The sequence below is a fragment of the Burkholderia singularis genome, assembly GCF_900176645.1.
Taxonomy (GTDB): Bacteria; Pseudomonadota; Gammaproteobacteria; order Burkholderiales; family Burkholderiaceae; genus Burkholderia; species Burkholderia singularis.
The window spans coordinates 58,580-84,661 of record NZ_FXAN01000037.1 but is presented as its reverse complement, the minus strand read 5'-3'; the positions used below and the strand labels follow the sequence as shown (position 1 = coordinate 84,661).

The following is a 26,082-nucleotide window of genomic DNA, read 5'->3' as shown; positions in this document are numbered from 1 at the left end:
GCCGAGTGGGCCGACACCACCGATAAGCCGCGTCAGCCCTCTCAATTGCCCCCCGGCGCGCTCGCGGCAGGCGCATCGGGCGTCGGCGTCGGCGAAATCGGTTCTTCGCCGCTCGGCAGACCGCGCGCCGCATCGGCGGCCGGGTGCGGCGCGGGCAGCAGCTGGGCTTCCCCAGTCGAAGAAGCGAGCGGCACTGCCGGCGTAACGACCGATGCCGCGTTCGCCGCCGACGCGGGTACGCCCGCGCCGCTCGCCAACGCCGCAGCGGACGCGGCGGACGGCATGGCTTCAGACGCAGCCGCCGGCGCCAGTTCCGGCTCAGGCTCCGCCCCTTCAGCCGCCAGCGCGCGCGCGGGCGGCGGCGCGGGCAGCGGCGCCTCCTCGTTGCGCGGCTGCGCTTTGTCGAACAGATAGCGATACCAATCGCGCAGCTTGTCGCGGAACGTCTCGAACGCGCTGGGCTGCGCCTGCGTGGCAAAGCGTTCGCGCGCATCGATGATCCGCGCGCGCAGCGCGCGCTGATAGAACTCGCCGACGATCGGCAGCGCGCTGCGCGCCCCCTGCCCCCAATCGCTGCCGAGCGTCACGCGGCCGTCGTCGAAACCGACCCACGCGCCCGCGACCATCTGCGGCTGCATCAGGATGAACCAGCCGTCGGTATCGCCTTGCGTCGTGCCGGTCTTGCCCGCGACATCCGCACGAATCCCGAAGCGCGTGCGGATTGCCGAGCCGGTACCGCGCGCGATCACACCGCGCATCACGTCGATCAGCGTGCGCGCGGCCGACGCGTCGAGCGCGCGTTCGGGCGACGCGCTCGCGAACTCGGCAAGCACGTTGCCGTGGCGATCCTCGATGCGCGTGACCATTCGCGGCTCGACATATTCGCCGACGTTCGCGATCGTCGCATACGCAGACACCATTTCCTTCAACGTGACGGGGCTCGTGCCGAGCGCGAGCGACGGCACGGCTTCGAGCGCGCTGTCGCGCACGCCCATCGCGCGCGCGAGCCGCGCGACCTTTGCCGGACCTACTTTCATCATCAGTTGCGCGGTGATCCGGTTGCGCGAATACGCGATCGCGTCGCGCAGCGTCATCGGCTTGCCCGTGGGCGGCGCGTCGTCGTCCGGCCGCCAGATCTCGCCGCCCTTCAAAGGAATCTCGACGGGCTGATCGACGAACGTGTCGTCGGGCGTCGCGCCCGCCGCGAACGCCGCACCGTAGACGAACGGCTTGAACGTCGAGCCCGGCTGCCGCCGCGCCTGCTGCACATGATCGAACGGCTCGGACGCGAAATCGCGGCTGCCGACCCACGCGGCGATCTGCCCGTTGCGCGGATCGATCGCGACGAAGCCGGCCTGCACGTCGGCCTTTGCGCGGCACAGCGCGCGCGTGAACGCGCGGTCCGCGAGCAGATGCTTGAGCGCGGCTTCGTCGGTCGCGCCACCGTCCAGCGCCGCGCGGAATTCCGGCGTCTCGCGCGCGAACGCACGGAACAACGGGCTGCCGCTCGCGCAGCCGCTGCCGGCGTTCCACATGCCGTTCGCGATCCGCTGCAACTGGCTGGTCTGCCGCGCGAGCGCCTGCGTCGCGTAAGCCTGCAGCCGCGAATCGATCGTCGTGCGCACGACGAGGCCGTCCGAGTAGATGTTGTAGTCGTTGCGGTCGGCCCATGCGATCAGCCATTTGCGCAACTGCTGCGCGAAATGCGGCGCGGGGCCGGGCGGCTCTTTTTGCCGCTCGAAGTCGATGCGCAGCGGCCTCTTCGCCAGCGACGCATACGCGGCCGGCGACAGCTTTCCGTACTTCACCATCTGCGCCAGCACCGTGTTGCGCCGCGCGAGCGCGCGCTCGGGGTTGAGCACCGGGTTGTAATAGCTGTTGCCTTTGAGCATGCCGACGAGCGTCGCGGCGTCGAGCGCGTCGAGCTGGTCCGCCGATTTGTCGAAGTACGTGCGCGCCGCCATCTCGACGCCATAGGCGTTGTACAGGAACGGCACCGTGTTCAGATAGGTCTCGAGGATCTGCTCCTTGCTATAGACCGCCTCGATTTTCAGCGCGGTGATCGCTTCCTTCAGCTTGCGCGTAAGCGTCGGCGCGCGGCCGATCTCGTCCGGATACAGATTGCGCGCAAGCTGCTGAGTGATCGTCGAGCCGCCTTGGCGATCGCCGGAGAACGTGCGCAGCGCGGCGCCCGCCGTGCGCCGCCAGTCGAGGCCGTGATGCTGGTAGAAGCGGTGATCCTCGGTGGCGATCAGCGCGTCGACCACTTTCGGCGAAATGCCCGGCAACGGCACCCATTCGCGGTTCGACGGCTTGAATTCCGCGAGCAGCTTGCCGTCGGCGGACAGGATCTGCGCGGGCGCGTCCACGCGCGCCTTGCGGATGTCGCCGATGCCCGGCGTGAACGGAATCAGCGCAAGCACGTACAGCACGAAAAGCGCCGGAACGGCGGCGACGGCCAGCACGACGCCGCGCCGCGTGGGATGGCGCAGACGCACCAGCATGGCGGCGGCAAGCGGCTTGGCCGCGGCAGACCGGGCCGCAAAACGGCCGGCAAGAGACGAGAAAATTCGGCGGTTCACGCAGCGGGGCGAACGAATGAGAAAGCGTGAATCGTACCAAACGCGAAACGGCGCGCCGCGCGTCACCGTGGCCGATGAGCCACGCGATCGCGCCGTTCGATCGCGTGATCGGGCCACGCATGCAAAACATCAATCCGCCGAGATGCAATCACCGCGTCCGGCCTCGGCATAGTCAACGAACATCCCGGTATTTCACCGCCTGAGGGTTCCAACGCATTTTCTGCGAGCACCACCCCGCGTCAGCGATCGGGCGGCGGACGTCGGGGATGCTCGCGCGGCTCGCTTCGACACCATCATGGCTTCCCATCAGCATTCGGCCGCTCGATCGCAAAATCATCAAGACAATGATCGATGCCCTACCAAACGCACAAACCTTTGAAACGCACTTGAACGCTGTCTTATAGTTATTTGCGACGAGGCTTCGCACAAAGGAAGCCGGATTAACAGCCACCAGGAGACAACCATGCGCTTAGCCCGCATAAAAAATACTGCCGGTGCATGGTCGACGGTGCTGACCATCGGCCTATGCGGTGTTGTCAGCGTGTCCTGCGCAACACCGCCATCTGCCGCCGCGCCGGGCCAAACCGCGCATGTCGCGGCGCCGATGGGCTGGTCATCGTGGAACAGCCTCGAGGAGAACGTCAGCTTCGACACGATCAAGGCTCAAGCGGACGGCATGGTCAGGCTGAACCGCGCGATCGAATCCGGCGCGAAATACGAGTACGTGAACATCGACGAGGGCTGGTGGACGTCCGGACAGCGCGACGCGAATGGTAATTTCATCGTCGATACGCGGCAATGGCCGGGCGGCATGCGGGCAATCGCGCAATACATTCACAGCCAGGGCCTGAAGGCCGGTATCTATATCGACGCCGGTCCGCTCGGCTGCGGCTTTCGCCGCGACGGCACGCGATTTGTCGGCAGCGACGTCGCACACTATCGAACCGATTTCCTGCAGTTCGCGCAATGGGGCTTCGATTTCGTGAAGGTCGATTTCTGCGGCGGCCGCGACGCCGGCTACGATCCGCAGCAGGCATACACGGCAATTGCCGCCGCGATCGACGACGCCTACGCGAAAACCGGCCAGCGGCTCATGCTCAGCATCTGCGACTGGGGGACGATCGGCAGCGACCGCGCATTTCCCGACTACAACCGGGGCCCTTGGGACTGGGCGCCCGGCGTCGGCCGAATGTGGCGCACCACCGACGACATCTACAAACACGACATCGGCGCGACGCAATTCGCCCGCGTGATCCGCAATTTCAACGGCAACGATTGGCCCGAGGCGCAGCACACCGGCTACTACAACGATCCCGACATGATGATCGCCGGCATGGGCATGTCGGCCCCGCAAGATCGCGCGCACGTGAGCCTGTGGGCGATCGCCGGCGCGCCGCTGATTCTCGGCAACGATCTGTCGAAGCCGCTCGCCGCCGATACGCTGGGCCTGCTGACCAACCCCGAAGTCATCGCAATCGATCAGGATCCGCTCGGGCTGCAAGGGCTGAAGGTCGCACAATCCCGCGACGGCACGCGGCAGGTGTGGGCGAAGCTGCTGGCGGGCAACGGGCAGCGCGCGGTCGTCCTGTTCAACAACTCGAACACCGATGCGCCGATGACGTTCACCTGGACGCAGCTCGGCCTCGCGCCCGCCGAGCGCGCCACAGTGCGCGACGTATGGGCGCGCCAGGATCTCGGCGTCGCGACGCAGTCGTACACCGTACCGCTCGTGCCGGCCGGCGGCGCGGTCATGCTGCGTGTCGATGAGCGCGACGCCACAGAGGAATCCAAGCGGCTGGATGCATTCGGCGGCGGCATCGATGAATCGCGCATGCACTGCAACTCATGCGACGGCGGCGAAGACAGCGACGACGGCGAGGACAACGCATCGCAGCGGCACAGGCATGCCACGATCCGCGCGCACGTCAAATCTCACACCACGGGCGGCTATATCGAAATCGCCTATGCAAATCCGCACAATGAAACGCGGTACGCGCAGCTCGCCGTCAACGGCGGCACTCCGACGACACTCGCGTTCGAGCCGACCTCGGGCGCGGCGCGCACCGGCGCCGTCATCGTCTATGCGGGCCTGAAGCCGGGGATGAATCAGATCGCGTTATCGAATGTCGACACGACGAAACCCATGCCCGGCATCCGCTCGGTCGCGTCGGTCGCCGGTCCGGTTCGCCTGCCCACGGCCCGCCCGGCCTACGAGGCCGTCGCACACGCGAACACGCTTGCGGGCGCGGCCCGCGTGCAAGTGTGCGCGGGATGCGCAAGCGGACAGGCCGTCGGACAACTCGGCAACGGCGGGACGCTGACGATCAATCGGCTCGCGGTGCCGGCTGATGGCGCTTATAGCGTACAGATCGTTTTCGTAAACGGAGACAGCGTCGACCGTGTCGCGCAAATCAGCTTCAACGGCGCCGCGCCCGTGCCCGTCACGTTCCCGACCACGGGCAATTGGGCCACGCCGTCGACGCTCACCGTCCACGGCGTGTTGCGCGCGGGCCGCGCCAACACGCTGACGTTCTCGAATCCGTCCGCGCCCGCGCCCGCCATCAATGGCATCGACATATCGGCGCCGCAGTAAAGGCGGCGGCAGAGCCTGATCAAGCCTTCGCGGGCTTGATCAGGCTCTCGCAAGCGCCGACTTGCGGATCGCCGGCCGGCAGCTTGCCGCACACGCCCTCGAACTGCTTGACGACCGCCTGCACCGTCGCCTCGTGCGCGCCGCCCTGATGCCAGCGTACCAACTGCGTAACGAGCCGCGTCAACGCGCGCTTGTTCGCGCCGTAGAACGCATTGCGCGTCTGGCCCGCCTGCGTCAGCACGTCGTTGGCAATCTGCCTGATGCGCGCCGCATCGTCCGGTGCGAGATCGACGGCATTCGCGAAATAGGCAGCGCCCCAACGCAGCCGCGTCGCCGGACCGCTCGCCGCATCGTAGGCCTTGCGATACCAGTCGAGCGCGGCGGCCTTGTCGCCACGCGCCTTCGCGTTGGCCGCCAGCCCCGACATGAAGAAGTACGGCGTCGGCGAACGGGGCAGTTCCGCCTTGAGCAGCGCGTCGGCGGCGTCGAACTGGCGGGCGTCGGTCAGCGTCGCGGCCGCTTCGCTGACGACCGCCTGCCGCGCATAAACATTCGTCGATTCGCCAACGGCCGCCGAAGTCTGCCGCCGCACTGCATCGGCAAGCGCGGCGGGCAGCGGCGCGCCCGGTTTCGCGTCGAGCCGCGCGAGCAGCACGCGACCATGCAGCGCCATGGTCCGGTCGATTGCCGCAAGCGACTTATCCGTCGACAGCCGCGCGAGCGCCGCATCGAACTGCTTCGCGAGCGCCGCGCGCTTGCCCGCGTCGTCACCGGCGAGGTATTTGACGACGTCGTCCGGCGCGGCGATCAACACGTCGTAATCGCTGCGCGCGAGCTTCGGGTCGCCCAGCGCATCGCGTACCGCGTTCGCGCCCGCCGCCTTGTCGATGTCGCCTTGCTGCGGCGGTTCGCCCGTTGCCGCCGACACCACCGATTTCAATTCCAGCCGCAGCGCTTCAGCGCTCGCGCGGTCCGCGCGCGCGTGCCGCGCGAGCGTTTGCAGCGTCGTTGCGACGCGCTCGGGCGGCACCGGCAGATCGCCGTCGGTATCCCACGAGTAATCGGCCAGCACCCGCCATTCGTCGGGCGACACATGCGCGCCGTCCTTCAGCGCGGCGGCAAGCGTTTGCTTGAACGGATGCGCGGCGTTCAGCCCGATCGACAACGCCTGCATGTAACGGTCGAGATCGACTTCGCCCGGCAGCCGCGTGACTTCGGTGCCGTCGGGCCGGAACAGGATCATCGTCGGATAGCCGCGCACCTTGAAGCGCTCGCCGATCTTCTGCGCGTTCTCGCTATCGCCGTCAAGATAAACCGGCACGAAGAACGCCGAGCGCGCCTTGAACGCCTGCTGGCTGAAAATCGTCGATTTCACCTGGTTGCACGACGGGCACCACACCGCGCCCCAATAGAGAAACAACGGCTTGTTCGTGCGTTTGGCTTGCGCGAACGCCGCATCGACATCGCCTTGCTGCCACGCGATGCCGGGCGGCAGATGCTCGGGGGCGTGCGGCGCGTCGGCCGCGAAACACGCGCTTGCGGCGGCCAGGAGCAGCGACGCGGTCAGCTTTCCAATCGCAGTTTTCATCGATGAGCGTCCTGTTTGTGATGATGAGTGGATTCACGCGTGCGCCGCGACAGCGCAACGCGCCCGACTGTTCCTCGTCGCGAGCCGCCGCGCGGCGTGGCCGCGAGAGGAAGGTATTTCATGCGGCCGCGCGCCGGGCTGCCGCAGGCGCGCGAAACGCCCCGGCGCAAGCAGCGGACGCCGGGCGATTCAGTCCGGCTTAAAACTTGTGCCGGATGCCGACGATCGCGAGTTCCTGCGTATCGGTGCCGGAATTCGCGCCATACGAGCCAACCGACGCCTGCGCGTCGATCACCGCGCCATTCGCGCCGATCGTCCTGCCGCTCGCCTTCTGGTAGCCGAACAGCGCGTACAGATCGGTGCGCTTGGACAGCGCGTAATCGGCGCCCAGATTCACCTGATGATAATGCGCGGAAGCCGGTCCTGTCAGCGACGTATAGCTGTAGCCGACGCCGGTGGTCAATGCCGGCGTGAACCGGTAGTTGAAGAATCCCGAGCCGCTGTTGAATTTCGCGGTACTGCCGAACGCCGACAGCGAATCGCGGCCGTATTGCGTGTTCGAGTAAGCGAGGCCGAACGTCGCCGCGCCGAGTACGTATTGGCCGGCAGCGCGCACGCTCTTGATCGACTTCGCGCTCGCGAAGCCCTGGTTGATCACGGTGTTGAACAGCGTGTCCGAGCTGCCCGTCCACGTGCGCACGCCGTTGTTCGCGCTCGTGCCGCCGTCCGCGTACAAATAGCCCGCGCCGAGCGATAGCGGGCCGTTCGTGTACGCCGCCGCGAAACTGTACGTGCGGCCGCTGCCGGTCGCTCCCGCGACGCCGCCGAAGCCGTACAGCGCCTCGAACTGCAGGCCCGACCACAGCGGGCTCACGTACTTCACCGAGTTGCTCACGCGCAGGCTGTTGTCGTAGTTGTCGAGGTCGCCCGGCGTCGCGAACACGCCGCCGAAATAATTGTCCTCGGTGAGCCCTTGCACGAGATCGACGACCGGATCGTACTGGCGGCCAAGCGTCACCGTGCCCCACGTGCTGCTCGTCAACCCGACGATCGCCTTGCGCCCGAACTCGCGGTTACCGCTTTGCACACCGTTGCCGATGTTGAAGCCGTTTTCCAGTTGAAACACCGCCGCGAGGCCGCCGCCTAAATCTTCGCTGCCTTTCAGCCCCCAGCGGCTGCCCGACAGATTGCCGCTGCTGAATTTCACGAGCGTCGACTGGTTGCGGCCATTCGCGTCCTGCGCATTGTGCACATAGGCGATGCCGGCATCGACGATCCCGTACAGCGTGACGCTGCTTTGCGCGTGCGCGGCGGCCGGCAAAAGGAGGCCGGCGGGCAGCGCGAGCGCTGCCGCGAGTTGCTTGGTTCGCTTCATTTGATTGTCCTCGTCCGTAGGCGTGTTTTTAAAATCCGGAAACGATACGGGACAACGAACGCGATGGGAAACCAATTAATTCTGCGATGTTTATGAAGCGAATGTCCGGCACGCGGAGTCGGGTAAGCGCGAGCGGCGCCGCGCGGCGCCCGGCACCCACGGCGTGCCGCACGCCGTCGCATACCGCTTCACGCATCGAGTGGAGGAATATTCGACCGCTCGACATAGCGCGGCTCCTGACGCCACTGCGTGGCCTGCTCGAACGCATAGCCTAGGGCGAGCAAACGCGCCTCGCTCCACGGCGCACCGACGAACGACAAACCAACCGGCAATCCGCGCACGAGGCCGGCCGGCACCGTCAGATGCGGAAAACCCGCGACTGCGGCGGGCGTCGAGAAATCGCCGCCGCCGCTATCGCCGTTGACAAGATCGGTCAGCCACGCCGTACCGCCCGTCGGCGCGACGATCGCATCGAGCCGATGCTTGCGCAACACGCGCGCGAGCCCGTCGGCGCGTGCGCGGCGGCCGCAACGAATCAGCGCGCGACGATAAGCGGCGCTGTCGAGGCCGCCTGCGGCCTGCGCGCGAATCAGCGTTTCCTGGCCGAAGTACGACATCTCCTTCGCGCGATGCGCATCGTTGAACGCGATCACGTCGGCAAGCGTGCGCACCAGCGCATCAGGCGCGAACGCGCGCAGCCATAGCGGCAGATCGTGTTTGAACTCGCAAAGCAACACGGTCAGCTCGTCGTCCTGATAGTCGACCTTCTTCAGATCGACCGGATCGACGACCACCGCGCCCAACTTCACCAGCTCGGCAATCGCACGCTCGATCTGCGTATCGACTTCGTCATGCCCGGTGAAATACTCACGTGCGACGCCGATGCGCGCGCCGCGCAGGGCATCCGGATCGAGCGCGCCCACATAGTCGGCAGGCGGCGGCGCATTCGCCGTCGCGGAATCGTTCGCGTCGCTGCCGGCAAGCGCGGTGAGCAATAGCGCGGCGTCGCGGACCGTGCGCGTGATCGGCCCGGCCGTATCCTGCGTATGCGACAGCGGCACGATTCCGTCGCGGCTCACGCGCCCGAGCGTCGGCTTCAGGCCGACGCAGCCGTTGATCGACGCCGGCGATACGATCGAGCCGTCGGTCTCGGTGCCGACTGCCATCGGCACGAGGCCGGCCGCGACCGCAGCGGCCGAACCCGAACTCGAGCCGCTCGTGCTCCGGTCGAGTGCGTAAGGATTGCGTGTCAGGCCGCCGCGGCCGCTCCAGCCGCTGGTGGAGCGCGTCGAGCGGAAGTTCGCCCATTCGCTCAGATTGGTTTTTGCGACGATCACCGCGCCCGCGCGACGCAACCGCGCGACGAGTTGCGCGTCGCGCGCCGCACGCACGCCGTCGAGCGCGAGCGAGCCGGCGGTGGTCGCCATCCGGTCGCCTGTCGCGATATTGTCCTTCAGCGCGACGGCGACGCCGTGCAGCGGGCCGCGCACCGTGCCGGCGGCCCGCTCGGCGTCGAGCGTTCGCGCGATTGCTTCGGCGTCGGGATTCAGTTCGATGATCGCGTTCACGCACGGGCCATCGCGGTCGATACGCGCGATGCGCTCGAGCGCATCGCGCACCGACTGGGTCGCGCTCGCCGCCGCGCCAGATGCGCAAGCGGCGGGAGTACGGTCAGGCGGCGCTGAAATCGCGGCATGCGCGCTATCGAAAGCGTGCGGCATCGCAGTCAGCGCGCCGAGCGTGTGGAGAAAGTGACGTCGTTTCATATGGAGCGTTCCGTCTTCAGTTGAGCCGTAGCACGGGCAAACGAGCGGTTCAGGAGGTCGTCGCCCGCATGGCGCGAGCCGCGCCGAGAGGGCCGCGTCGCATCGGCTGGCATGCATCCTCCGAGCACCAGAGTCTGACGGCGTCTGTCGCCGCGACGGTTTGCACCAACCTCGAGAGTGAACTTCGGCGCCGAATCGCGATCCGTACATCTCGCGTTGGCGTTGGCGTTGGCGTTGGCGTTGGCGTTGGCGTTGGCGTTGGCGTTGGCGTTGGCGTTGGCGTTGGCGTTGGCGTTGGCGTTGGCGCGACGGCCAAGCCCGTTGCATCCTGCGCGAAATCGTCTCCCGTTCATCCAGGTCATTATCGTCTTAAGGATTCAATGAAGAAAGTCATCTCCGGTATCGCACTTGTCGCCGTCGTCGGCTGGCTCGCCGCAACGACCACTGTGCTGCACGCGCCGAGCGAGCGCCCTTGCACCGATGCGTGGTTCGACCAAGTCGACCAGCAGCTCGCGATCACCGACGACGCCGGGCACGGCCCCGATCCGGGCAGCAGCGAATGGCTGAGCGCGACCGAGCGCCGCATGCAACTGCCGGCAAACGATCAATTGACCACGCAGGCGCGCTGCGACGCGATCCAGCATGCGCTTGCCAGCCGCACGACGATCGTCAACCGGCATCTCGGCATGAAATTCACGCTTTGACCGGGCGGCCGCGCGCTCGGCGTAGCCAAGCCCGCTGCGCCAGGCCAAGCGCGCGACGCGCAAGCCGCAGCACGTGCCGTGCGTCAATCGTTCGCCGTCACGCCGCGTCCGCGCGGCTCGGCCGGCTGAACCGCCGCATCCGGCCCGCCGGCGCACGTGCCGGCGGCCTGCGTCCCGCGCCGCCTGAGCGATGCGATCACGTAAAACGCGGCCGGCGCGAAGACAAGCCCAAACACCGTCGCCGCCAACACCCCGCCGAACGCGCCCGTGCCAATCGAGCGCCGGCTCTCGGCACCCGCCCCCGTCGCGATCACGAGCGGCACGACGCCCAGCAAAAACGCCATCGACGTCATCACGATCGGCCGGAAACGCGCCGTGGCCGCATCGAGCACCGCATCGCGCAGCGGCATGCCGCGCGCGTGGAGATCGCGCGCGAACTGCACGATCAGGATCGCGTTCTTCGCCGACAATCCGATCACCGTGATCATCCCGACCTTGAAATACACGTCGTTCGGCATGCCGCGCGCCAGCGCAGCCGCAATCGCGCCGATCGCGCCGAGCGGCACGATCGCCAGCACCGACAGCGGAATCGTCCAGCTCTCGTACAGCGCGGCAAGCGCCATGAACACCGCAAGCACCGACAGGCCGATCAACAGCGGCGTCTGCCGCGCGGCGAGCCGCTCCTCGCGCGCCGCGTCGACCCAGTCGTAGCCGATGCCGGCCGGCAGAGCCGCCGCGAGCCGTTCCATCTCGGCCATCGCCGCACCCGAGCTGTAGCCGTCGGCCGCGCGGCCGTTGATGTCGAGCGACGGATAACCGTTATAGCGGTTCAGCATCACGGGGCCGACTTCCCAATGCGGTGTCGCGATGGCCGACAGCGGCACCATGTCGCCCGTGCGGTTCGGTACCATCAGCTTCATCAGTTGATCGTCGGTGCTGCGCGAACCCGCGTCGGCCTCGATGATCACACGCCGCATCCGGCCCGCCGACGGATAGTCGTCGATATAGTTCGAGCCGAACGTGCCGCCGAGCAAGCCGGAGATCCGCTCGAACGGCACGCCGAGCGCATAGGCCTTCGCGCGATCGATGTCGAGTTCGACGCGCGGCGCGTCGGGCAGGTCCTCCGAGCGGACCGACGCCAGCACCGGGCTCGCCTTCGCCCGCTCGAACAGCTTGGCGCGCGCGGCCTTCAGCGCCGCGAGGCCGACGCCGCCGCGATCCTCCAGCCGGAACGTGAAGCCGTCCGAATGGCCGATGCCCGGCACCGACGGCGGCAGCGACGCCTGCACGTCGCCGTCGAGAATCCGGGCGAACGCGCCGTTCAAACGGTCGCGCAGCGCCATTGCGTCGACGTCGCGCGTGGCCCAGTCCTTCAGTTCGACAAACGCCATTCCGACGTTCTGCCCGCTGCCGGCGAAACTCCAGCCGATCACGCTCGTCACATTCGAAATCGCCGGCTCGCCGTGCAAGATCCGCTCGACGCGCTCGACGATCGCCATCGTGCGCGACTGCGTCGCGCCGGCGGGCAGTTGGATCATCACCTGTAGCTGACCTTGATCCTCGGTCGGCAAAAAGCCGCCCGGCAACGACCAGTACAGCAGCGCGCACACGGCGACGAGCGCCGCATAAACCGCGACCACGACGCCGACGCGCCGCATCGTGCGCACGACGACGCCGCGATAGCCGGCCTCGGCGCGCGCGAAGCCAGCCGCAAAGCGCTGCGCGGCCCACACGCCCACGCCGCGCCGGCGCGCGCCGCCGGCCGGCGTGCGGTGCGGCGCCGGCTTGAGCAGATTCGCGCACAGCGCGGGCGTCAGCGACAGCGCCATGAACGACGACACCAGCATCGACGCGATCATCGCCACCGCGAACTGCCGGTAGATTCCGCCAACGCCGCCTGGAAAGAACGCCATCGGCACGAACACGGCGGTCAGCACCGCAGTCACGCCGACGATCGCACCGCCGATGCGCTGCATCGCGCGGCGCGTCGCCTCGCGCGGCGGCACGCATTCGTCCTCCATCACGCGATGCACGCTTTCGACGACGACGATTGCATCGTCCACCAGAATGCCGATCGCCAGCACGAGCCCGAACATCGTGAACACGTTGATCGACAGCCCGAACAGCCACATCGCGCAGAACGCGCCCATCAGCGTGACCGGGATCACGACGGTCGGCACGAGCGTATAGCGCAACTCGCGCAGAAACAGCCACATCACGCAGAACACCAGCACGATCGCCTCGACGAGCGTGAGCACGACCTCGTCGATCGCGATGCCGACGAAATGCGCGCCGTCGTATGGAATTTCGACCGCGACGCCCGGCGGCAGCGTCTTCGACAATTCGGCGATGCGCGCGCGAATCGCGTTCGACGTCTCGAGCGCGTTGCCGCGCGGGCCAAGCTGGATGCCGACCGTGGCCGCCTGCCTGCCGTTCAGCCGCGACCAGAACGAGTAATCGGAGCGGCCGACCTCCACGCGCGCGACGTCGGCCACATGCACGGCCGAGCCGTCGGGTTTCGATTTCAGCACGATCCGGCCGAACTCGGCCGGCGACACGAGCTGCCCCTTGACGATCACCGAAGCGGTGAGCTGCTGGCCGTTCGCGGCCGGCGCGTCGCCGATCGAGCCCGCCGTCACCGCCGCGTTCTGCGCGGCAACGGCGCCGATCACGTCGTCCGCGCCGAGCCCGTATTCGCGCAGCTTCGACGGATCGAGCCAGATCCGCAGCGCCTCGCCCGAATCCCACAGCTCGGCCGAGCCGACGCCCGGCGCACGCTTGAGTTCGCGCAGCAGGTAGCGGTCCAGATAGTCGCCGAGTTGCGCGGAATTGCGCGAGCCGTCGGTCGACGTCAGCGTGACGAGCATCAGGAACGTGTTCGCCGCCTTGAACACGCCGATGCCTTGCTGAACCACCTGCTGCGGCAGCCGCTGCTCGACCTGCTTCAGGCGGTTCTGCACGTCGACGAGCGCGATATCCGGATTCGCGCCGGGCGCGAACGTCACGTCGATTTCGAGGTTGCCGAGATCGTCGCTGTTCGTCTGGTAATAGAGCAGGTTGTCCGCACCGTCGAGGCTCTCCTCGATGATGCTGCCGACGTCGCTGTCGATCGTCTCCGACGACGCGCCCGGATAGCTCGCGTTGATCACGATGCGCGGCGGCGCGAGGCGCGGATACTGCGCGACGGGAAGCTGCGGAATCGCCAGCACGCCCGCGATGACGATCGCAAACGCGACGATCCACGCGAAAACCGGGCGATCGATGAAAAAAGACGGCATGCGTTGGCAAGTGTCAATGCGACGCGCGCGGCGGCGCGGCCCACGCGCCGGCTGGCCGCTCGCGCGTGCGCTGGGTCAAAGGGATGACGACGCTCGAGCCCCCGATACGACGTGCACGGCGCGCAGAAATTTACCGCGGCCGGCTGCCGTATCGACGGCAAACCGCTCGAAACCGCTGTCGCGGCGCAGATCGGCGAACAATCCTTGCGGGTCGACGTGAAAATGGAGAAACGGCTTGCCTCGCCAGTAGAAGACGCCGCGCGACCGTTCTTTCAGACCGGGCAGCGCGCGAAGCTCGACGAGCAGATCCTCCAACCTGTCCAATGCCGCGGCATCGGCGTGTTTCATTGTTTCTCCCGTCCTTGGCACAACGACGAGTCGAGACGATCGCATCCGCCCCGCGCACAGTCAACGTCCGGCTCGCGCCGCGCCGTTGCGCCGCCCGCCGAGCACCACGCGAAAGGCCGCACGCAACGTATCGCACCGGCACGCCAGGCGCGGTACGGCGACGAATACGCCGCCGCTCGATCGTGCAATCGCACTACGCCGCGCCGCTTGCGTAACCAAATTGGCGATGGAACGCCGACGCTCCGGCCGGCATCCGGTCGCGGTCATCGCGCGCATTACAACGTCAGTTCGAACGAGCGCGCCAGCAGCCCCGGCACCTTCATGCCGCCCGTCTTGCGTTCGTGATACGACTGGTCGTCGAGCAGCAGTTGCGGCGTGGCGCCGAGCTGCTCCAGCTCGCTGCCAAGCAGCCGGTACGCGCTGTCGTCGAAACGCATTGCGTCCACAGGCGCGACGATCTTGCCGCCTTCGACCCAGAACGTCGCGAAGCGCGTCATCCCGGTGATTCGGCAATTGATCCGGTCCGAGAAATTCAGATACCAGAGATTGCCGACATACAGACCCGTGTCGAGCGCGGCGAGCACGTCGGCTTCGGCCAGCGCACCGCCGGCGATCGACAGCGTCTCGGGCATCTCGTCGGCCGGCGCGCCGTTCGGCCGCAGACCGTGCTCGCGCGCGCTGCGCGCACTGACGAGCCGCCCGGCGCTGCGCCCGGCGGCCACGAGCGGCACGCTGTCGCGCTGGTAGCCGTCCGCATTGAACGCGGGCGCGATGCCGAGCGAAAAATCCTCGGTGATCTCGATGCGCGGATCGAACGTCGCATCGCCCACGTGCAGCCGATGCAAATTGCTGCGCGCGGCCGCATGCGCACGCGCGGAAAATCCATCCCAGCTCAGCAACGCGGCAATCTCCTGCACCGCCGCCGGTGCGAAATACGCGCGATAACGCCCGGGCGCGAGCGGCTTCGGCGCGCGGCCGAGCACCGGCAGCCGCGCGGCGGCCTCGGTGAGCTTGTGCACGAACGCGTCGTCGTGCCAATCGTCGCCCGCATAGACGGTTTGGATCGCGCGGCCGCTCGCGTCATACAGCGACCAGCTGAAATTGAAATTCTCGACCTCATGCCAGCCGCGGCTGCCCGCCGTCGACGCAAAGCCGCGCGCGAGCGCGCCGCCCATGTAGAAGCCGACGAAATCAAGCCCGCGCGCGGCCTCGGCAACCGTGCGCGCCAGTGCGTCGGGATCGGGCAGGCGGCCGGTGCGGCGCGTCGAGGTGCGCCACACCGACGTGTCGAACAGCAGATGCGGATCGTCCGGCGCATCGCGCAAGCTCTCGCGCAGCGCCGTCAGCACGCCTGCCAGTTCGCGCAGATCCGTAGCGCCCCCGCTCACCGTTTGCGTGATGGAGCCCTGCCGCGCGCCGTCGACAAGCCGCACAGTCAGCTTGCGTTGCAGCACGCGCCCGGTCTGGCGAATCCTGCCCGCGTTGAAGCGCACGAAATCGGACGTCTCGCCCGCGAACCACAGCAGCACCGTCTCACCCGGCTGCTTCAGCCGCTCGGCCTCATCGGCAAGCTGCGCGAAGTGCGCGTGCCAGTCGATCGCCACGGCCTGCCCCTGTGCAAGGTAATCCGTCATCACGCGCCTCCGAACACGTCGACGTCGGCGAACACGCAGGCGGGCGCCGCGTGGCCGACACGGATGATCTGCGCGGGCTCGCCCTTGCCGCAATACGGCGTGCCGTACACACCGAAGGTGCTCGCGTCGCCGACCGCGCGCAAGCTGCGCCAGAAACTCGCGGAGATGCCGCGATAGTTGGGCCGCTTGACGACCTGCGTCAGCCGGCCGTTCTCGATGAGCTGCCCGAACTCGCAGCCGAACTGGAATTTGTTGCGATGATCGTCGATCGACCACGACGTGTTGGTGCGCATCAGAATGCCCCGCTCGACGCCGGCGATCAACTCGTCGAGCGACTGCGAGCCGGGCTCGACGTTCAGGTTCGCCATCCGGTCGATCGGCGGGCGGTTCCAGCTCGATGCGCGGGCGTTCGCCACGCCCGGCAGCCCCGCGCGCGATTGCGACAGCGCACCGCCGAGCGGCCGCTCGAGCACGCCGTCGCGAATCAGGTATTGCCGCTGCGCGGCAGTACCGTCGTCGTCGAACGCGTAGGACGCCGCCTCGCCCGGCAGCGTCGGATCGAACGTGACGTTCAACAGCGGCGAGCCATACTGGTACGAGCCGAACATCTCCGGCTTGACGAAGCTCCAGCCGGCAAAATTGCGCTCGTCGCCGAGAATCCGGTCGAGTTCGAGCGGATGGCCGATCGATTCGTGAATCTGAAGCATCATCTGATCGGGCATCAGCAGCAGATCGCGCCGCCCGCACGGGCAATTCGGCGCGGCGAGCAGTTGCAGCGCCTCGTCCGCGATCCGTGCACCCGCGCCGTCGAAGCCGTGGCGCGCGAGCACGTCGAGGCCGCCTTGCGCCAGTGTGCCGTAGCCGCTCAACGTGCGTATCTGCGTGTCGCCGTTCGCATGCGCGACGGCGCTCGATTGCGGCATCACATAACGGAAGCGCTGCTCGATCCGCACGCCGTCGCTCGTCAGGTAAAGCTGGTCGGTCTGCGCGAGCAGCACGCCGGCGCTGCGCTCGACGATCCGCGCATCGACGGCAGCCGCCGCGCATTCATGTGCGAGGCGCTCGAGCCATTCGGCGCGGCTTGGCAACGGATCGTCCACGTGCGGCGACGCGTAGTGGCCGCTCGCGTGCGGCCGCGCAAGCTCGCGATGGTCGATCAGCGACAGTGCCGCGCTCGCCTTCGCGCGCGCGGCGGCCACGTCGAGTGCCGCCTGCAAGCCGGCAGCCGACAGATCGGCGGTGGCCGCATAGCCGGCGCCCGCGCCGGACCACGCGATCAGCATCGCGCCGCGATCGCGCACGCTCGCGAGCGGCTGCGCGACGTCGTTGCGGACTTCGTGCTCGTCGATCCGTTCGTCGACGACTCGCAGCGACCAGAAGCTAGCGTCACTACGCAATTGGCGCGCGGTGTGCGCCCAGCTCTCGTCAATCATCTGTCCCCTCTGACCGATCGCGCTACGGCGCCAACATCGACGACGCCAGCAGCGACTGCGTATATGGATGCGACGGCGCATGCAGCACGTCGAGCGTATTGCCTGCCTCGACTACGCGCCCCGCCTTCATCACGATCACGCGATGCGCCATCGCTCGCATCACCGCGAGATCGTGCGTAATGAACAAGTAGCTGAGTTTGTACTTTTTCTGCAGATTCGTCAGCAACGCCAGCACCTGCTGCTGGATCGACACGTCGAGCGCGCTGGTCGGCTCGTCGAGCACGAGCAACTCGGGCTCGACGGCGAGCGCGCGCGCGATCGCGATGCGCTGGCGCTGGCCACCGGAGAATTCGTGCGGATAGCGCAGCATCGATTCGGCCGGCATCCCGACCTCCTCCAGCAGCGCCGCGATCCGCGCACGCCGCGCATCGCGCGCGAGGTCCGGCTTGTGCACCGCCAGCCCCTCGCCGACGATCTGCTCGATGGTCATGCGCGGCGACAGCGAGCCGAACGGGTCCTGGAACACCACCTGCATCCGTGCGTACAGCGCGCGCCGGCCGCGCGCCGTGCGCAGCGATTCGAGCGGCATTCCGTCGATCTCGATGCGCCCGGCCGCCGGCCGCTGCAGGCCGAGCACCGCGGACGCGAGCGTCGATTTGCCCGAACCCGATTCGCCGACGATGCCGATCGTCTCGCCGCGATGCAGCGTCAGCCCGACGTCGTGCACCGCGCGGAACGTGGTCTTGCCGAACAGCGAGCGCAGGCCCTTCGCGGGCGTCCGGTAATCGATCGCGAGGCCCTGCACGTCGACGATGGGGCGCGCGCCGGGCGCAACGGGCTCGATCGCGCGCTTCGGCTCGCTGTCGAGCAGGCGTTGCGTATAAGGATGCTGCGGCGCGTCGAACAGCGCTGCGGTCGTATTGGTTTCGACGAGCACGCCTTTTTCCATCACCGCGACGCGCTGCGCGAAGCGCCGCACCAGGTTCAAATCATGCGTGATCAGCAGCACCGCCATGCCGCGCGCGGCCGCCTCCTGCTCCTGCAGCTCGATCAGCAGATCGACGATCTGCTGGCGGACCGTCACGTCGAGCGCGGTGGTCGGCTCGTCGGCGAGCAGCAGACGCGGCCGGCATGCGAGCGCCATCGCGATCATCGCGCGCTGGCGCTGGCCGCCCGACAACTGGTGCGGAAAACTGTCGATCCGCCGCTCGGGCTCCGGAATGCCGGTGCGGCGCAGCAGCTCGATGCCGCGCTCGCGCGCCGCTGCTTGCCCCAGCCCTTCGTGCAGCCGCAGGCTCTCGGCGATCTGCTTGCCGATCGTGTAGAGCGGGTTGAGCGCCGTCATCGGCTCCTGAAACACCATCGCGATATCCGCGCCGCGAATGCCGCGCATCTGCTGCTCGGTTTTCGCCAGCAGATCCTCGCCGTCGAACAGCATCCGCCCGGCAAGCTTCGCGTCCGCGACGAGCCGCAGGATCGACAGCGCGGTCACGCTCTTGCCCGAGCCGGATTCGCCCACCAGCGCCACGCGCTCGCCCCGTGCGATCGACAAGCTCAGATTGTCGACGGCGAGCTTGTCGCCGAACCATGCGGAAAAACGATCGATTTCAAGCAGCGGCTGAGTCATCGCGGGCCTCCTCCGAATGCCGAGCCGCGCGTGCGCGTATCGAGCGCGTTGCGCAACGCGTCGCCCATGAACGTCAGCAGCAGCAGCGTGACGACCAGCGCCGCGAACGCGGACATCGACAACCACCACGCCTCGAGATTGTTCTTGCCTTCGAGCAGCAGCTCGCCGAGGCTCGGCAACGGCGGCTGCACGCCGAGGCCGAGAAAATCGAGGCTCGCGAGCGACAGGATCGCCGCGCTCATCCGGAACGGCAGGAAGGTGATGACCGGCGTGAGGCTGTTGGGCAGCACGTGCCGCCAGATGATCTGCCAGTTCGTGAGGCCCATCGTGCGCGCCGCCTTGACGTAGTCGAGCGAGCGGTTGCGCAGGAATTCGGCGCGCATGTAGTCGGACAACACCAGCCAGCCGAACATCGACAGCAGGAGAAACAAAAGCCACAGCGACGGCGCGAAGATCGCCGAAAAAATGATCAGCAGATACAGATCCGGCAGCGAGCTCCAGATCTCGATCAGCCGCTGCCCGACCAGGTCGGTGCGCCCGCCGTAGAAGCCTTGCAGCGCTCCCGTCAGCACCCCGATCACGACGCCGGAGAGAGTCAGCGCCAGCGCCATCAACACCGACAACCTGAAGCCGTAGAGCAGCCGCGACACCACGTCGCGGCCGAACTGATCGGTGCCGAGCCAATTGTCGCGCGACGGCGGCGCCGGATACGGACGCGACGCGAAGTAATCGATCGTGTCGTATCGGTAGTGGTTCGGCGGAAAAATCGCGAAATTGCCGCTCGATTCGATCTTCGAGCGGATGTACGGATCGAGATAGTTCGCTTTCGCGGGAAAATCGCCGCCGAACAGCGTCTCGGGGTAGTCCTTCACGATCGGAAAGTAGTAATGGCCTTCGTAGCGCACGACGAGCGGCCGGTCGTTCGACAGCAGATCCGCGCACAGGCTCACCGCGAACAGCGCGGCGAAAATCAGAAAGCTCCAGTAGCCGAGCCGCTGACTACGGAAGCGCAGCCACGTGCGCCGCCATGGCGACGGCGACGCGGGGCAGCCGCGTGCCGGATCAGCGGTCCACGCGGTCGAATTGGATACGGGGGTCGACGAGGACATAGCAGACGTCAGCAATGAGTTTGGTAACGAGGCCGATCAGCGTGAACAGGAACAGCGAGCCGAGCACGACCGGATAGTCTCGGCGGATCACCGAGTCATACGAGAGCTGGCCCATCCCGTTCAGCGAGAACAGCGTTTCGATCAGCAGGTTGCCATTCAGGAACGCGCCGACGAATGCGGCGGGCAGCCCGGTGACGAGCGGGATCGCGGCGTTGCGCAACACGTGCTTCCACAACACGCCGCGCTCGGGCACGCCCTTCGCGCGCGCGGTCAGCACGTACTGGCGGCCGATCTCCTCGAGGAACGTGTTCTTCGTGAGGATCGTGACGATCGCGAAATTGCCGATCACCGCGGCGGTGACGGGCAGCGCGATATGCCACAGATAGTCGAGCACCTTGGCGATTGCGCTCAGCTCGTCGAAGTTATCGGACGTGAGGCCGCGCATCGGGAACAACTGCCAGAACGTGCCGCCGCCGAACAGCATCAGCAGCAGCACGCCGAGCACGAAGCCGGGAATCGCGTAGCCGGTGAGCACGAGCACGCTCGTCACGGTGTCGAAGCGCGAGCCGTTGCGCACGGCCTTCGCAATGCCGAGCGGCACCGACACCAGATAAGTCAGGATCACGGTCCATAAGCCGAGCGTGATCGACACGGGCAAGCGCGAGCGGATCACGTCCCACACGCTTTGGTGCGCGTAATACGACTGGCCGAGATCGAACGTCGCATAGCTCTTGAGCATCAGCCAGTAACGCGTGAGCGGCGGCTTGTCGAAGCCGAACTGCTTCTTGATCTCCGCGAGCTGCTGCGCATCGATGCCCTGGCTGCCGTGGTAGCCGCCGCCGGCGCCGCCCGCTTCGCCGCCGCGCGAGGAGCCGTGGCGCAACTGGGTCATGATCTGCTCGACCGGCCCGCCCGGCACGAATTGCGTGACGACGAACGTGACCGTCACCACGCCGATGAGCGTCGGAACCATCAACAGCAGACGTCTCAGAATATAGGCAAGCATGACGTCGTCCTCGTTATGCGGCGGGTTTCGCCGCTGCCGCGTCGTGCGCGGCGGGCTTCTTCCGATACCAGTAATTGATCACCCAATCCTCGTACTGATAGGAGTTCGGCACAATCTTCGGATGGTCGAACAGGGTCTGATAGCCGATCCGGGCGTTCGGCATGTAGTACTGCGGCACCAGGATGTACAGATTGATCAGCACGCGGTCGAGCGCGTGCATCGCAGTTTTGAGGTCATCGAGCGAGTTCGCGGTGAGCGCGGCGCGGATCAGCGCGTCCACGGCCTGCGAGCGCACGCCGGGGAAATTCTCCGAACCGGGCTGCGTCGCGGCCGCGCTGCCGAAGCGGCGCGTGAGTTCCGTGCCCGGAATCGTCACCGGGTTGTAGATGTAGGTTGTCATGTCGTACTCGAAGTTGGTAAGCCGCTTCTCGTACAACGCACTGTCGATCTCGTGCAGATACGCGTGGATGCCGAGCAGGCCGAGCGCCTGGCAATACGGCAGAATCAGCCGGTCCATGCCGGGCTGGGCGTCCACGATCTCGATGGTCATCGGCGTGCCGTTCGCATCGCGCAGCGCGCCGTCGCGGTAATGCCAGCCGGCCTGCGCGAGCAGGTCACGCGCGAGCTTCAGATTGTTGCGCAGCGAATTCGGCGGCAGCGTCGACGCCTGCTTGACCATCGGCCCGAACACCTCGGGCGGCAGTTCCGCGCGAAACGGCTCGAGCAGCGCCAGCTCTTTGTCGCTGGGCACGCCGGACGCGGCGAACGGGCTCGCTTCCCAGAAGCTGTTGGTGCGCACGTAATCGCCGTAGAACATCATCCGGTTCATCCAGTCGTAGTCGAACGCGAGCGCGAGCGCGCGCCGCACGCGCACGTCCTGGAACATCGGCTTGCGCATGTTGATCAGGAAACCCTGCATCTGCGCGGGGCCGTCCGGAAATTTCGCTTTCTTCAGCAAGCCGTTGCGAAAATTCTTGCCGACGTAGCGCCTTGCCCACTGCGTCGCGCTGTATTCGACAATCACGCTCGTATCGCCCGATTTGAACGACTCCAGCTGCGTGTAATGATCGAGATACAGCTTGAACGCGATGCGCTGAAAGCGGTACATGCCGCGCCGCGTCGGCAGATCAGCCGCCCAGTAATGCGGGTTGCGCACGTAGGTGATCTGCTTGTCGTTCTTGCGTTGCTCGATCAGATAAGGGCCGCTCGCAATCGGCGGCATGGTCGCGATCTGGTCGAACGGCGGCCGCGTGCCGTCGGGCCGCATCCCCCATTTCGGCGAAAACACCGGCAAATCGCCCGCCACCAGCGGCGCGACGCGCTCGGGCCGCTTGAAGTCGAAGCGGATCGTCAGGCGGTCGATCACGCTCGCGCGCTTGATGATCTCGAACTGCGAGTTGAGGATCGGCGAAGCCTGCTTGCTCGTCAGCGTGTCGAACGAATACTTGACGTCGGCAGCGGTGATCGGCTCGCCATTCGAAAAGCGCGCGGCCGGATTGATGTGGAACGTCGCCGACAGACGGTCCGGCGCAACCTGCACGTCGTCCGCGATCAGCGCGTATTCGGACGCGAGTTCGTCCCAACTGCGCTGCATCAGCGTATCGAACATCAGATTCTGGATGTCCGGCGCGGACGCGCCGCGCAGCAGGAACGGATTCAGCGAATCGTAGCTCTGCAGCTCGTTGTAGTTGGTGAAATTCAGTGTGCCGTCGTTCGGCGCATCCGGGTCGGCGTAATCGAAATGCGTAAAGCCAGCCGGATATTTCGGTTCGCCATACTGAGCGATTCCCGCCGCCGCGTGCGCAGGCGGCAACGCGGCCAACGCGGCGCAGAGCGCCACCGCGAGCCGCGCCGCGCAGGCGCGCAGCCGGCCGATGGCCGGCTGGCCGGGCCCTGTCGCGGGCGCGCTCGGCAAGCGCAAGATTGCAAAAGTCATGCTGGGTCTATATCAGCGCGGTGCGAACGGCACACCGCATCGTCAAAGGGTTGCTAGGAATGGGCGGATCACGTCGCATCGCATCACCGGAAAAAGAAGCCGCTCCCAAAGGGGTGTTTAGGGAAGTGGAGCGGCCCGTCGAATGCTGGTCGATGTCAATACGCCCCCATGCACAACGGCATCAGAACTTGTATGTCGCGCCAACCTGCGCGAAGCGGCCGATATACGTGTAGATCGACTGGTCGTAGCCGGATTGACTCAGCGTGCCGTTCGCGAAGATCGGGTCATACGGCGGCGTGCGGTTGAAGAGGTTGTCGATGCCGCCATAGATCGTCCAGTGCTTGAAGCCCGTGTACGTCACCATCAGGTTGAACTGGCTGTACGAGCCCACCTTGCTTGGCGCCGGAGCCCGCATCAGGTTTTGCGCATACGGGCCCGTGAACTGCCACGTAAGCGCCGTATCGAAGCCGTGATAGTTCCAATCGAGCGTCGTGTTGCCGCGCCAGCGCGGGAAGCTGCCGCCGAACGGCTGCGAAAGCGTGAAGTTGTTGCCTGCGCCGTCCACTGGCGCCGCGCCCGGCAAGCCCAGCTTGAAGCTCTTCACATACGCCCAATCGCCCGACAGCGTCAGCGTGCCCGCGCCTTTGATAGGAAACGCCTGGCGGAACGTGGTTTCAAAGCCGTTCGTATCCAGATAGCCCAAGTTCTGGTACGGAATCACCTTGTACAGCAGTTGGCCCGTCGCCGGATCGGTGGCGATCTGCGAAGGCGAGCCCTGGCCGATCACGTTATCCACGCGGATCTTGTACCAGTCGAAGCCGACGTCCGTGAAACGGCTCGGCGACACCTCGAAACCGATGTTGAAGTTGCGCGTGCGCTCCGGCTTCAGATTCGGATTGCCGACCGTGATCGACGTATAGTTCTGCCCGGTGTTCGGGTCGACTTGGATGCCGAGCGTCTGCGACTTGCTGTCCTCGACGAACGTCGGCGCGCGAAAGCCGCGGTTGTACGACGTATACATCGTGAGTGCCTTGACCGGCTGATAGCGCAATGCGAAGCGCGGCGAGAACGCGCCGCCGACGTCCGTGTAGTGATCGTAGCGGCCGGCCTGCGTAAACGTCAGATTCTGCACAATCGGCACGATGATCTGATAGTAAACCGCCGCGACGTTGCGTTGGCCGTTCACCGTCTGAAGATCCGGGGAGATCACCGCGCCCGTCAGATATTCCGCGCCCGGCGTCAACACTTCGCTCTGGTGCGTGAACTGCGCGCCGAAGCCGATGCCTACGTCGCCCGCCGGCAAGTGAAACAGATTCGGCGTCGAAACCGTCGCGTCGATGGTGTCGAGCTTCGAGATGCCGAGGTTGTTCGCGTTCTGATACAAGCCGTTGAATGCATTCGGCGTGGCAGCCGGATTCGCGAAATTCAGCGCGCCGTTTTGATAGATGTTATTCAACGCGGCAACGTTGAGCTGGTTCGTGAATACGTTCGACACCGTGCTCTGCGAATGGCTGAGCGCCGCCGACCAGTCCCAATCGCCGTATGGCAGCGTAAACGAGCCTTTTACGCCCGTCGACGCGCGCCAGTAGTTGGCATACGTCTTCTCGGCCACCGCGTTCGGAAACGCATACGTGAGCGGCGTGGCCGCGCCCGTGGTGTTGTACGGATTGGTCACCGGCACGGTCGTGTTGAACGGCGACAACAACTGTGTCTGCGGGTCCCAGACGAGCGCCGAGTTTTGCGGGTTGCCGATGACGTTGCCCCACAGGCCGTTGCTGATCGTCGACCGGTTGTTGCTCTCGAGAAAATCCGCGAACGCCGTCGTCTTGTCGTCGATCTTGAAGTCGGCATGGATCTTCGCGTTCAAACGCTCGGTCATCGGCAGGATCGACATGCTTCGCGCCGTGTTGTACGAACAGATCGTGCCCGGCAATCCTGCCGACAGCGAATTAGGCGCTGCCGGCCCAAGCGCGCCGCCGAACGGGCAGCCGCCGCTCAACGCCCGCGCGCTGCCGTCGGGCATGTTCCAGTACGACGGCGCGAGCAGCGAAAATCCGCCCGGCTTGCCGGTGAAATCCTGGTTGCGCGTCGAATCGCGATCGGCCAGCGTGAAGCCGTTGGCCTTGTAATAGCTGGCCGCCACCGTCACGTTGAAGCGGTCGGCATCCAGATCGCCAAAGCCGCCGAGCACGCCGAATTTCGTCGTGCCGTTGCCGTTGCCGCCATTGATCGCGCTGCCCAAGTTGCCATCGAGCTGCAAGCCGCGGAAATTGCGCTTCGTGATGATATTGACCACGCCGCCGATCGCATCCGAGCCGTATTGCGATACCGCGCCCGTCTTCACGATTTCGATTCGCTCGATATCGTTGAGCGGCAGCGTGTTCAGGTCGAAGAACGAATCGACGCTGTTCGAGAAGAAGGCGAACGGCGCGACGCGCTGGCCGTCGATCATCACGAGCGTGTACTTTTCGGACAGCCCGCGCAGCGCGATGCCGGCCGCACCGGCCGCGAAGTTGCCCGACTGGCCCTCGCTCCAGCTATTGGCCGAGTTCGCCGACGTGTCGCGCAGGAAATCGGCAACCGTCGTCGCGCCGCTGCTCGTGATGTCCTTCGGCGTGATCGTCTGCACTTGCTGGAAGCCGGTCTTGTCCGCGCTGCGGATCAGCGAGCCGGTGACTTCGAAACGTTTGATTTGCGCGACACCGCTCTTGCCGGGCTGGGCCTGGCCAGGCGTGGCGGCTGCCGCAGCGGCAGGGGCCGCGCCCGACGTCGCGGCCGCGCCGGAAGCGGCCTCGGGTGTCGCCGCCGCGGCGGATTCCGCGGGCTCCGGCGCGGCCGGCACGGCCGCCGCCGCGCTTGCCGCAACCGCCGCCTGCGCGAGCGGCGGATTGTGCCCGCCCGCTGCCGGATTCGCCGCCGGCGCCGGCACGCTCTGCGCGAACGCAGGTGCCGCCAATGTGGCCGTCAATGCCAGTTCGGCCCAGACGATCCGTCTGATAGCCAATACCAATGCTCTTTGTTTCATCTTTCCCCTCTTGCTGTCTGGCTGGGAAATCAACGGGTACGCGCGTGGCGCGTGTCCATCCCGCCTGCTTGCCGCCCG

16 protein-coding genes are annotated in these 26,082 nt (G+C 66.5%); 2 read left to right on the top strand and 14 right to left on the bottom strand.

All coding sequences use genetic code 11. From position 1 onward, the window contains the following. Positions 1-41: 41 nt before the first annotated feature. Positions 42-2,582 carry a penicillin-binding protein 1A gene (locus BSIN_RS05395; protein WP_173678632.1) on the bottom strand — a complete coding sequence of 847 codons (2,541 nt, stop codon included), beginning with the start codon at positions 2,580-2,582 and terminating at the stop codon, positions 42-44. Between the two features lie 604 nt (positions 2,583-3,186). Between BSIN_RS05395 and BSIN_RS05390 the strand changes: the two genes are divergently transcribed. Beyond that, positions 3,187-5,175 (top strand): alpha-galactosidase, encoded by a 1,989-nt coding sequence (locus BSIN_RS05390; protein ID WP_089339749.1) that lies wholly within the window; start codon positions 3,187-3,189, stop codon positions 5,173-5,175. A 19-nt stretch (positions 5,176-5,194) separates the two neighbouring features. On the opposite strand, the gene BSIN_RS05385 is transcribed toward BSIN_RS05390, so the two are convergent. From BSIN_RS05385 to BSIN_RS25970, 4 genes are all read right to left on the bottom strand, one after another. Then, complete coding sequence (locus tag BSIN_RS05385; RefSeq protein ID WP_089339748.1) at positions 5,195-6,763, bottom strand: thioredoxin family protein; 1,569 nt, start codon at positions 6,761-6,763, stop codon at positions 5,195-5,197. Positions 6,764-6,962: 199 nt separating this feature from the next. Beyond that, positions 6,963-8,138, bottom strand: coding sequence for a porin (locus tag BSIN_RS05380; RefSeq protein WP_059512565.1), 1,176 nt, complete (start codon positions 8,136-8,138; stop codon positions 6,963-6,965). A gap of 188 nt (positions 8,139-8,326) precedes the next feature. Next, complete coding sequence (locus tag BSIN_RS05375) at positions 8,327-9,904, bottom strand: amidase (RefSeq protein ID WP_089339747.1); 1,578 nt, start codon at positions 9,902-9,904, stop codon at positions 8,327-8,329. Next, positions 9,901-10,266 (bottom strand): hypothetical protein, encoded by a 366-nt coding sequence (locus tag BSIN_RS25970; RefSeq protein ID WP_173678630.1) that lies wholly within the window; start codon positions 10,264-10,266, stop codon positions 9,901-9,903. The genes BSIN_RS05375 and BSIN_RS25970 overlap by 4 nt, the downstream gene beginning before the upstream one ends. Positions 10,267-10,284: 18 nt before the next feature. Between BSIN_RS25970 and BSIN_RS05365 the strand changes: the two genes are divergently transcribed. After that, entirely contained in the window at positions 10,285-10,608 is a 324-nt protein-coding gene (locus BSIN_RS05365) for a hypothetical protein (RefSeq protein WP_089339745.1), read from the top strand. Positions 10,609-10,691: 83 nt separating this feature from the next. Here the strand turns inward: BSIN_RS05365 and BSIN_RS05360 are convergent, their stop codons facing one another. The 9 genes from BSIN_RS05360 to BSIN_RS05315 form a co-directional block, all read right to left on the bottom strand. Next, positions 10,692-13,886, bottom strand: a complete 3,195-nt coding sequence (locus BSIN_RS05360; protein WP_089339744.1) for a multidrug efflux RND transporter permease subunit — start codon at positions 13,884-13,886, stop codon at positions 10,692-10,694. 75 nt (positions 13,887-13,961) lie between these two features. Next, positions 13,962-14,234: a hypothetical protein gene (locus tag BSIN_RS05355; RefSeq protein ID WP_069236333.1), complete on the bottom strand. Its 273-nt coding sequence runs from the start codon at positions 14,232-14,234 to the stop codon at positions 13,962-13,964. A gap of 275 nt (positions 14,235-14,509) precedes the next feature. Continuing rightward, entirely contained in the window at positions 14,510-15,868 is a 1,359-nt protein-coding gene (locus BSIN_RS05345) for a metallopeptidase TldD-related protein (protein ID WP_089339742.1), read from the bottom strand. Beyond that, positions 15,868-17,301 carry a TldD/PmbA family protein gene (locus BSIN_RS05340; protein ID WP_089339741.1) on the bottom strand — a complete coding sequence of 478 codons (1,434 nt, stop codon included), beginning with the start codon at positions 17,299-17,301 and terminating at the stop codon, positions 15,868-15,870. Before BSIN_RS05340 ends, BSIN_RS05345 begins: the two co-directional genes overlap by 1 nt. Positions 17,302-17,323: 22 nt before the next feature. Further along, the gene (locus tag BSIN_RS05335; RefSeq protein ID WP_089339740.1) at positions 17,324-18,928 is read right to left on the bottom strand and encodes an ABC transporter ATP-binding protein; all 1,605 of its coding nucleotides are present in this window, start codon (positions 18,926-18,928) and stop codon (positions 17,324-17,326) included. Beyond that, on the bottom strand, positions 18,925-20,037 hold the full coding sequence (locus tag BSIN_RS05330) for an ABC transporter permease (RefSeq protein WP_089339739.1): 1,113 nt from the start codon (positions 20,035-20,037) through the stop codon (positions 18,925-18,927). Before BSIN_RS05330 ends, BSIN_RS05335 begins: the two co-directional genes overlap by 4 nt. Beyond that, the gene (locus BSIN_RS05325; RefSeq protein ID WP_059571180.1) at positions 19,991-21,043 is read right to left on the bottom strand and encodes a microcin C ABC transporter permease YejB; all 1,053 of its coding nucleotides are present in this window, start codon (positions 21,041-21,043) and stop codon (positions 19,991-19,993) included. The genes BSIN_RS05330 and BSIN_RS05325 overlap by 47 nt, the downstream gene beginning before the upstream one ends. 13 nt (positions 21,044-21,056) lie before the next feature. Beyond that, entirely contained in the window at positions 21,057-22,979 is a 1,923-nt protein-coding gene (locus BSIN_RS05320; RefSeq protein WP_089339738.1) for an extracellular solute-binding protein, read from the bottom strand. 181 nt (positions 22,980-23,160) lie between these two features. Further along, complete coding sequence (locus BSIN_RS05315) at positions 23,161-26,004, bottom strand: TonB-dependent receptor (RefSeq protein WP_089339737.1); 2,844 nt, start codon at positions 26,002-26,004, stop codon at positions 23,161-23,163. Positions 26,005-26,082: the final 78 nt, after the last annotated feature.